The organism is Paenibacillus sp. EC2-1, from assembly GCF_049311625.1.
GTDB lineage: Bacteria > Bacillota > Bacilli > Paenibacillales > Paenibacillaceae > Paenibacillus_AQ.
In genome coordinates this window covers 1-10,000 of record NZ_CP186006.1, presented here as the reverse complement: position 1 = coordinate 10,000, position 10,000 = coordinate 1, and the positions used below count along the sequence as shown (strand labels likewise).

Sequence of the window (10,000 nt, the reverse complement as noted above, 5' to 3'; positions counted from 1 at the left end):
ATGATCGTACCACTAGACGTTATAATCATCAAATCTTCTTCAGATTTAACGACTTTCAATCCAACTACAGCACCATTCTTATCCGTGACATTAATGGTTTTAATCCCTTTACCACCCCGGGTCTGTGAACGATAATCTTCAGCTGGCGTCCGTTTACCATAACCCTTGGTCGTTACAATGAGGATATCTAGATCCTTATCGACTACATCCATACCGATAACCGCATCATCACTATCAAGTGTAATACCTTTAACACCTGTCGCACTCCGTCCCATCGAACGCACATCGCTTTCCTGGAACCTTATGGACATACCATGAGCGGTACCCATGATGATTTCTCGCTGGCCATCGGTCAGCTTAACATCAATCAGGGAATCATCCTCACGAAGGTTGATTGCGATCAAACCGCCTTTTCGGATGTTAACGTAATCCTCAAGTGGCGTCTTCTTAACAACACCTTGGCAGGTCGCAAAGAACAGGTAATTATCACTCTCAAAGCTCTCAACTGGGATAACCGCATTAACCGTCTCACCCTGTTCGATCTGAATCAGGTTGATAATTGGTGTACCGCGAGCTGTCCGGCTGAGCTCTGGAATCTCATATGCTTTCAGTCGATAAGCTTTACCTTTGTCCGTGAAGAACATGAGGTAATGGTGAGAGTTCGTGACGAAAAGATGCTCTACAAAGTCTTCGCTCTTCGTATCCATTCCTACAACACCACGTCCGCCCCGCTTCTGACTGCGGTACGTATTAGCTGGCAAACGTTTGATGTAACCGGTATGAGTAATGGTAATGATAACTTCCTCACGAGGAATCAGGTCCTCATCCAGGATGCTGTCTTCACCTACGGTAATTTCTGTACGACGCTCATCATTAAAGCGCTCTTTAATTTCTTGGAGCTCTTCGCTAATGATCTGCAGAATTAGCTGCTCATCGGCAAGGATTTCACGCAGTTCAGCAATTCTCTTCATGAGTTCTTGATATTCATTCTCGATCTTCTCACGTTCCAGGCCTGTTAAGCGCTGGAGACGCATATCCAGAATAGCCTGTGCCTGCTCATGACTGAGACCAAATCTTTCAATTAGGCCTTCACGCGCTGCTTCGGTTGTCTGAGATGCACGAATCAGTGCAATAACCTCATCCAAATGATCAAGAGCAATACGTAATCCCTCGAGAATATGAGCACGTGCTTCAGCTTTTCTGAGTTCAAATTCTGTACGGCGGCGAATTACGGTTACTTGGTGCTCCAAGTAATGATACAGTACATCGCGCAAATTCAGAATTTTAGGCTCATTATTAACGATAGCGAGCATATTAATGCCGAAATTAGATTGCATTGAAGTATGTTTGTACAAGTTATTCAATACAACATTCGGATTGACGTCACGACGCAGTTCAATAACGATACGCATACCATTACGATCCGACTCATCACGCAGGTCGGTGATACCATCAATGCGTTTATCGCGAACAAGTTCGGCAATCTTTTCAACTAGACGCGCTTTGTTCACCTGATATGGAATCTCGTGAACAACGATTCTAGCCTTATTATTGTTCTCCTCAATTGTTGCTTTCGCACGCATTGTTACAGAACCGCGACCTGTTTGATACGCCTGACGGATACCCGCACGACCGATGATATAGCCGGCAGTAGGGAAATCTGGACCTTGAATATAATCCATCAATTCCATAGGCGTAATATCCGGATTCCGGATGAGTGCCTGTACACCGTCTATAACTTCTCCTAGATTATGGGGCGGGATGTTGGTAGCCATACCAACCGCAATACCAGATACGCCATTCACAAGCAGGTTCGGGTAACGTGCTGGAAGGACAACAGGCTCTTGCTCTTCACCGTCATAGTTAGGGATAAAATCAATCGTCTCTTTATTGATGTCACGTAGCATTTCCATGGCTACTTTGGATAAACGAGCTTCCGTATAACGCATGGCTGCAGCCATATCGCCGTCGATGGAACCGAAGTTACCATGTCCGTCTACGAGCATATAACGCATGGAGAAGTCTTGTGCCATCCGCACCATGGACTCATACACAGCCGAGTCACCATGGGGGTGATACTTACCGATAACTTCGCCGACGATTCTCGCAGATTTCTTATGTGGCTTATCCGGGGCCATTCCGAGCTCAGACATCGCATACAAAATACGACGGTGAACCGGCTTCAATCCGTCCCGCACATCCGGCAGAGCCCGGCTGACAATGATACTCATCGCATAATCCATAAAGGATTCACGCATCTCCGTACCGATGTCCCGATCTTTAATTTGGGAGAAATTTTCTTCCGCCATGCTGGACCTCCTTCATTTTCCTATCAATCATGCCTAGATCTATGTGAAAAAAGCAGAATAGTGAACAACGATGCAAATCCATTAATCTTAATTATATTACTTTCACAAAAGGAGCACAATTAAACGTCGCTCTGATCTCGCGCGTAAAAAGTGTATATTTTGCCCGGAACTAGGGAAACGCCCTGTCCTCCGCGCTAATTTTCACATACAATGCAGGGCAAAGGATTCTCGGAAATCATGATAAACAAATACGAATCTTCGCATCTTTATATTATACCATTGTTTGCTTCCCTTGTCCTATGTTTTCGGGGCACAGTAACGCATACTCCATGATTTCAAATCGAAATGGAATGCTTCGTTCAACTTGAATAACTATGGAACCGGAAAGGATGAAAATGGTTGACTGTACAACGCGTTTCAAGCAAATGGACAAAAACGAAAATGATACTCAAAAATAAAGGACTCGCCTCTTATGTTCCGGCTACCCGCCTCTACTCATTCGATGCACTCGAACAAATGCTCGATACGCATACACTCGTCTATATAAAGCCGGACCGGGGCACTTACGGTATTGGTGTGATGTGTGTAGAAGCGATTAACTCCACTGAATCAGGCAATTCCATTGGATCAAAAACGTATAAGCTTCGCTATGAAACGACCACTGAACATTTTTCAACACTACAGCAGCTAGATAAAACGATCTTAAATCTCTGTCAGGGAAAGCAATATCTTATTCAACAGGGAATACGCTTGCTTCGTCACAAAGGACGTTCTTTCGATCTGCGAGTGCTTGTACAGAAGACTCCTTATGGTCGCTGGGAAAGTACCGGTATTATAGGCCGAGTCGCTGCTAAACAAAAAATCGTAACAAATCATCATAGCGGCGGTACTGTAAAACACTTTAAGTTGCTGATGAGTGAGCATATGAGCTCTGAAGAAGCAGAGAATATTCGTGAAGAGTTGAATGAACTCGGTGTAAACATCGCTTCTCAACTTCAAAAATCCTATCCAAACTTAAAGGAAATTGGGCTGGACGTGGCTATTGATGGCCGATGGAATATATGGATTCTTGAAGTAAATACAAAACCAGCACTTTTCCCTTTTAAGAAATTTTTTAAAGATCCAACGGTTTATCAAAAAGTAAAGAGATATGCTGATGCATATGGAAGAAATACATCAAGCAAGAAAAAGGCTAATTAGTCGTCATTCTCAAAGGTAAACAATAAAAAAAGCGTGCAGATGATCTGCACGCTTTGAAAGACAGTGGAGCGTGTAAATTGACGCATTCATTGTCTTTTTTTATTTCGAAATTGAGCCTCTGTTGCCAGCTGCCTACACGTCGAGGTTACGAACAAGCTTCGCATGTTCTTGAATGAAATCACGGCGTGGTTCAACATTGTCGCCCATTAGCGTATCAAAAATACTGTCTGCTAAGATAGCATCGTCAATCGTTACTTGCAGCATGGTGCGGCTCTCTGGATCCATTGTTGTTTCCCACAGTTGACCAGCATTCATCTCACCAAGACCTTTATAACGTTGAACGTTAAATTTGGCATTCTCACCAAACTCCGCAATGATCTGATCGCGCTCTTTCTCAGAGCCTGCATAGCGGATCACCTTGTTACGTTCTACCTTGAAGAGTGGTGGCTGTGCGATATAGATGTATCCCGCTTCAACAATCTTCCGCATGTACCGGTAGAAGAATGTCAGCAGCAAGGTACGAATATGTGCACCATCGACGTCGGCATCGGTCATAATGATGATCTTGTGATAGCGAGCTTTGCTTAGATCAAAATCATCACCAATACCCGTACCTAGAGCGGTAATAATGGCTCGAATCTCTGCGTTAGACAAGATGCGATCCAAACGAGCCTTCTCTACGTTCAGGATTTTACCACGTAACGGTAGAATCGCTTGGAAGTGACGGTCACGTCCCTGCTTCGCAGAGCCACCGGCAGAATCACCTTCGACAATGTACAGCTCACTGATGGAAGCATCCTTAGAGGAGCAGTCAGCCAGCTTACCAGGAAGAGCACTTACTTCAAGTGCACTCTTACGGCGTGTCATCTCACGAGCCTTACGTGCTGCTTCACGAGCACGAGATGCTGATAAAGCTTTTTCTAAGATACGGCGAGAGACAGATGGGTTTTCTTGTAGAAATTCCTGCAGCTTCTCAGCGAACAAGGACTCTACAATCCCCCGGACTTCGCTGTTCCCAAGCTTCGTCTTCGTCTGACCTTCGAACTGAGGCTCAGGGATTTTGACCGAAATAATTGCAGTCAATCCTTCACGAACATCATCACCTGTCAGATTGGAGCTGTTATCTTTGATGAACCCTGTCTTGCGGGCATAGTCGTTGATGATACGAGTCAGGGCACTCTTAAATCCTGATTCATGCGTACCACCCTCGTGGGTATTAATATTATTCGCGAAGGAATAAATGTTCTCTGTATAGCTATCGTTATATTGCAGCGATACTTCTACTTGGATATTGTCACGGGATCCCTCAACATAAATAGGCTCCTCATGAAGTGCTTCCTTCTTCTCGTTCAAATACTTGACGTATTCAATAATTCCGCCTTCGTACTTGAAGTAGTTAGAAGCCCCTGTACGCTCATCAGTGAGGGTTAGTGCAATGCCTTTGTTCAAGAAAGCAAGCTCCCGTACCCGCGTAAGTAGCGTATTGTACTCATACTCTGTCGTTTCCGTAAAAATCTCTGGATCAGGTAGGAAGGTTACGGTGGTGCCGTGATCATCCGTTTCACCAACAACCTTAATGTCGTACTGAGGAACACCACGATGGTACTCCTGTTGATAGATCTGTCCGTCACGTCTTACCTGAACGACAACTTTACTGGACAGCGCATTTACGACGGAAACACCAACACCATGCAAACCGCCGGAAACTTTGTATCCTCCGCCGCCAAACTTACCACCGGCATGAAGTACAGTCATAACAACTTCGAGGGTGGATTTCTTTAGTTTGGCATTCTCACCAACGGGAATCCCCCGTCCGTTATCGACGACAGTAATACTATTATCGGGATGAACAAAAATCTCAATATGGTCGCATATTCCGGCCATAGCTTCATCGATACTGTTGTCCACCACTTCCCACACCAAATGATGCAAACCCTTGGCACTAGTGGATCCGATATACATGCCGGGACGTTTCCTTACGGCTTCTAATCCTTCCAGTACCTGAATCTGATTCTCATCATAAGCTGGTTGATTCATAGACATGCCTTCACCTACTTCTACAGATTCTGTTATGCATAAGCAACAAATATATTTGCTCGTTTCTTCAGGGTTGCAGAAGAGATCGGGGAGTAATACACGATACTCTTCGTGACGACGATAGATTTAGGATCCTCTTCGCCGATGCGCTCGACTACCTTATGCTGCTGTGCATGCATGACAAACTGCTTGGATATCTTCGATGATTTCTCAATCGAAACATCAAAAATTCCAACCAGCTCCGATGATCGGATAATCTTTTCTCCACCCAAATGAATATATATACGAATCCACTCCTTAAGAGCCCACCTGTCCACTATGGACATGAAAAATGCTGGCACCCTTCAATTTGTCGGTATTCAAACTTTCAATTCCCGTCGCCGTGATGAATGTCTGCACCTTCGTCTGGAATGTTTCAATCAGCTGAGTTTGACGATAGGGATCCAATTCGGAGAGCACGTCGTCCAAGAGCAGCACAGGGTACTCCCCGATTTCCTCTTGTATAAGCTCTATTTCTGCCAGTTTAAGAGACAGCGCGGTCGTCCGCTGCTGGCCCTGTGACCCGTACGTTTGTACTTCCTTGCCGTTTATATAAAAAGCTAGATCGTCTCGATGAGGACCTGCCAGAGTCATACCGCGCCGAATTTCCTGCTCTTTCATTTGTGATAATTTTATCATAAATGACTCAAATAAGACAGCTTCATCTTCTTCCTCTCCATCGGCAAACGAGGGAAGATACTGTAATCGCAGCTCCTCGATCCCATTTGTAATGCCTTGATGGATCGTCTCTGCCCACTTTTGAAGCTTTTTTATAAATTGTTTCCTCTTCTTGACGATTTTAACACCATGCTCCACGAGTTGGATGTTCCAAATGTCTAGCATTGCCTGTTCTGATGCATTTTTTCCCCAAAGTGTCTTCAGTAGATTATTGCGTTGGATGAGCACTTTCTGATACTGCTGCAGGTGAAAAAGATAGCTAGGTGTGACCTGCCCAATCTCCATGTCAAGAAACCGGCGGCGAACCCCCGGTGTTCCCTTGACGATCTCCAGATCCTCAGGTGCAAACATAACCACATTCAGCGACCCGATGAAATCACTCAGCTTCCGCTGCTCGAGCCCATTAATCTTCGCCTTCTTTCCCTGCGGAGAAAGGGATAGCTCTAGCTTTAGTGATCCGTACTTCTTCTCCACCTCAGCCGATATGTGAGAGTTGGTCGCTTCGAAAGAGATAAGTTCTCTGTCTTTAGACGTTCGATGACTTTTGGTCAGCGCAAGAACAAACAGGGCTTCAACCAAGTTGGTTTTGCCCTGTGCATTTTGTCCAATGATGAGATTTACATCTCCGAAGGACTCCAGCTGCAGTGATTCATAGTTCCGGTAATGATGCAGGCTGATGTTATTAACAAACAAACTTATCCTCTCCCTCGTTTTCCGCTCTAACGCCTAAGCGGCTACGGGAGGCTACTTACTCCGCAGCGACCTGAAAGGTACCGCAGTCCTCCACCTTGATAATGTCCCCGGGATACAATTTACGTCCACGTCGTTCTTCGAGCTCGTCATTGACCTTTACCGCTCCTTCTTGCAGCAAAGCTTTTGCCATACCACCTGTGGATACGCAATCTGCCAACTTCAAAAACGAATCAAGCTTTATATATTCACTGTGGATAACAATTTGTTTCATGATTTGATCCTTTCATCCCCCTAGCCTGGGGATAACTTTAATTGGTCGTCCGGTAAGGCAAAATGATGTACATGCTCTGGGTATCGTCAAGCGGCTTCAAGATGATTGGGCTCATTACGCCGGTAAAAGCAATCATGAGTTGCTCACTTTCAATAATTTTCAGCACATCCAGCATATATTTTGAGTTGAACGAGATTCGAAGAGATTCCCCTTTAAAATCAATTAGTTCTATCTCTTCACGTACTTTACCAAGTTCTGAGGAACTTGAGGAAATCTCGACTCCACCATTCTCCATCGTCTGCATACGTACAATGTTCGTTTTTTCCTCTTTGGAGAGCAAATAAGCACGATCGATGGACTCGCTTAATTTTTTTGTGTCCAAGATCAGTTCTGTTTTGTGTGTTGTCGGAATAATCCTAGAAGTGTCCGGATAAATACCGTCCAAAATACGGGAATAGAACAAAACGCGGTCGATTTTGAACAACACCTGGTTGTCTGCGACAACGATGTCTACAAGCGTATTTTGATCCGGCACAATTTTGCTCAACTCATTAAGTGTCTTACCAGCAATAACGACATTGCTGAACTTAATATCATCGTTTCCTTCCAGTTGTGCAGAACGAGTTGCCAAACGGTGGCGGTCTGTCGCTGTAAACTTCAGTTCGTTATCTGCAAGATTCCAAAGTACACCTGTTAAGATCGGTGTGGTTTCGTGTGTAGAGATGGAAAACACGGTTTGTTTGATCATGTTTTTTAGCAAATCTCCAGGAATAGAAACCGTTTGGTTACCCTCAATGCTTGGCAGTACCGGGAATTCTTCCGGATCAAGGCCTACCATTTGGATTTCAGTAGCACCTGCTGAAATAAAGGTCTGGAAGTTCTCTTTGACCTCCATTTGGACCTCTTGGGAAGGAAGCTTCTTGATAATTTCGACAAAAAACTTAGCAGGCAGCACGACACTACCGGGTCTGTCTACTTGAACGATCGTTTGCTTATCATCTTCCGCAGGAATAAATGATTGGATCGAAATGTCAGTATCGCTTGCGGTTAATGTCACACCTTGGTGATTTACGTCTAATTTAATCCCGCTCAAAATCGGAATTGTCGTTCTGCTTGAAATAGCTTTTGAAACGTGCTGGATGGATTCGTTCAAAACGTTTTTTAATATGCTGATCTTCATCAATTTCACTCCTTGCGGCTAAATACGAAGGTTGTTAAATTGCCGGCTTATGCCGGTTATTGTTCGCCTTCTTTATGGATATATATTTATTAATTATTAATAGTATCAGTAGTAGGGGCACTGAATATGTGGATAACCCTAAGAAAAGGCATAAAATTAAGCCTATCCACATGTGTATAGATTGTGCATAGGCTTTGAACTTGTTCAGGTTGGATTTTTGATTTTCTCCGTAAGATTGTTAACAACTTTGAAGAGTTCTTGATCGGCTTTTAGTGACTGGGATATTTTCTCGTGGGCGTGAATGACCGTCGTATGATCTCGGCCTCCGAATGCCTCTCCGATTTTGGGTAGGGAATAGTCGGTCAATTCGCGGGACAAGTACATCGCAATCTGCCTCGGAAATGCGACAGCTTTCGTTCTTTTCCGAGCTTTAAAGTCTTCCATACGTAGATTGTAGTACTCTCCAACCTTCTGCTGGATGTCCTGAATCGTAATCATTCGAGGACGGCTTGAAGGGATGATATCCTTCAGCGCTTCTGCAGCAAGATGTGTCGTTACATCCTGATTTGTGAGTGAGGAATAGGCAACAACGCGTATGAGCGCTCCCTCCAGCTCACGGATGTTAGTATCGATTTGATTGGCGATATACATCATCGCTTCATTCGGGATGTCGAGATTCTCGGCTTTCGCCTTTTTACGAAGAATCGCGATCCGTGTTTCGAGATCTGGCGGCTGAATATCGGTAATCAGTCCCCATTCAAAGCGGGAACGAAGCCGTTCTTCAAGCGTTGGTATTTCTTTTGGAGGGCGGTCACTGGAAATAATGATCTGCTTCCGTTCTTCATGCAATGCATTGAAGGTATGGAAGAACTCCTCCTGGGTGGATTCCTTACCCGCTAGAAACTGAATATCATCTATGAGCAGAATGTCGACGCTCCGGTACTTGTTGCGGAAGCTTTCCGCTCGGTTATCCCGGATGGAGTTAATGAACTCGTTGGTGAATTTCTCTGAGGAGATGTACACCACTTTACTGCTCGGATTATGCTCCAGAATATAATGCCCAATTGCATGCATAAGATGCGTTTTTCCTAGTCCTACACCACCATATAGAAACAGCGGATTATAAGCCTTCGCCGGAGCTTCGGCCACGGCAAGCGAGGCAGCATGAGCGAACCGGTTGCCAGAGCCAATGACGAAGGTGTCGAACGTATATTTCTGATTAAGCATATGTGACTGAATCTCATCACTAGATACTTGAAGAGGCGGAGACGGCTGCTGTGGCGTGGGTTCGGACGTTTTGGCCTCTTCGATGACAAAACGTACTTCTACCTGCTTGCCCATAACTTCATATACCGTCGAGCTAACCAATTTCGTATATCTGCTTTCCAGCCATTCCACGGCAAAAGTCGTTGGAGCGGAAATGACAACGGAGTGATCGTTCAGCGTCAATGCTTTGGTGGCTTTAAACCAAGTGTCAAAACTGGGTTTGCTCAGCTTGGTTTGTATAATCGATAATATTTGCTGCCATAATTCGGAAGTATGGCTGTCCAAAACTGTCACTCCTTTAAATCTTCCAAATGTGGCTAGAGCCAT

8 protein-coding genes (1 of these 8 cut by a window edge) are annotated in these 10,000 nt (G+C 44.7%); 1 reads left to right on the top strand and 7 read right to left on the bottom strand.

Features of this window, described 5'->3' with window-relative positions:
* A protein-coding gene (gene gyrA, locus ACK8P5_RS00040) for a DNA gyrase subunit A (RefSeq protein WP_422658988.1) crosses the window boundary here: on the bottom strand, positions 1-2,309 show its 5' portion. Its footprint begins 202 nt before the window's first position; the window shows 2,309 of its 2,511 coding nt (coding positions 1-2,309); it begins with the start codon at positions 2,307-2,309; its stop codon lies beyond the left edge, outside the window.
* Positions 2,310-2,708: 399 nt separating this feature from the next.
* Between gyrA and ACK8P5_RS00035 the strand changes: the two genes are divergently transcribed.
* Complete coding sequence (locus ACK8P5_RS00035) at positions 2,709-3,509, top strand: YheC/YheD family protein (RefSeq protein WP_422658987.1); 801 nt, start codon at positions 2,709-2,711, stop codon at positions 3,507-3,509.
* Between the two features lie 132 nt (positions 3,510-3,641).
* On the opposite strand, the gene gyrB is transcribed toward ACK8P5_RS00035, so the two are convergent.
* From gyrB to dnaA, 6 genes are all read right to left on the bottom strand, one after another.
* On the bottom strand, positions 3,642-5,552 hold the full coding sequence (gene gyrB, locus ACK8P5_RS00030) for a DNA topoisomerase (ATP-hydrolyzing) subunit B (RefSeq protein WP_422658986.1): 1,911 nt from the start codon (positions 5,550-5,552) through the stop codon (positions 3,642-3,644).
* Positions 5,553-5,578: 26 nt separating this feature from the next.
* Positions 5,579-5,830: an extracellular matrix regulator RemB gene (remB, locus tag ACK8P5_RS00025; RefSeq protein ID WP_422661583.1), complete on the bottom strand. Its 252-nt coding sequence runs from the start codon at positions 5,828-5,830 to the stop codon at positions 5,579-5,581.
* Between the two features lie 13 nt (positions 5,831-5,843).
* A complete protein-coding gene (gene recF / locus ACK8P5_RS00020; protein WP_422658985.1) occupies positions 5,844-6,956 on the bottom strand; it encodes a DNA replication/repair protein RecF in 1,113 nt (370 codons plus the stop codon).
* Positions 6,957-7,011: 55 nt separating this feature from the next.
* Positions 7,012-7,227 (bottom strand): S4 domain-containing protein YaaA, encoded by a 216-nt coding sequence (yaaA, locus tag ACK8P5_RS00015; RefSeq protein WP_422658984.1) that lies wholly within the window; start codon positions 7,225-7,227, stop codon positions 7,012-7,014.
* Positions 7,228-7,264: 37 nt separating this feature from the next.
* The gene (dnaN, locus tag ACK8P5_RS00010) at positions 7,265-8,407 is read right to left on the bottom strand and encodes a DNA polymerase III subunit beta (RefSeq protein WP_422658983.1); all 1,143 of its coding nucleotides are present in this window, start codon (positions 8,405-8,407) and stop codon (positions 7,265-7,267) included.
* 204 nt (positions 8,408-8,611) lie between these two features.
* Complete coding sequence (gene dnaA / locus ACK8P5_RS00005) at positions 8,612-9,958, bottom strand: chromosomal replication initiator protein DnaA (protein ID WP_422658982.1); 1,347 nt, start codon at positions 9,956-9,958, stop codon at positions 8,612-8,614.
* Positions 9,959-10,000 lie beyond the last annotated feature (42 nt).

Coding starts and splice junctions, on each gene's coding strand:
- gyrB (WP_422658986.1), bottom strand. CDS start 5,552: ATGTCTATGAATCAACCAGCTTATGATGAGAATCAGATTCAGGTACTG.
- yaaA (WP_422658984.1), bottom strand. CDS start 7,227: ATGAAACAAATTGTTATCCACAGTGAATATATAAAGCTTGATTCGTTT.
- dnaN (WP_422658983.1), bottom strand. CDS start 8,407: ATGAAGATCAGCATATTAAAAAACGTTTTGAACGAATCCATCCAGCAC.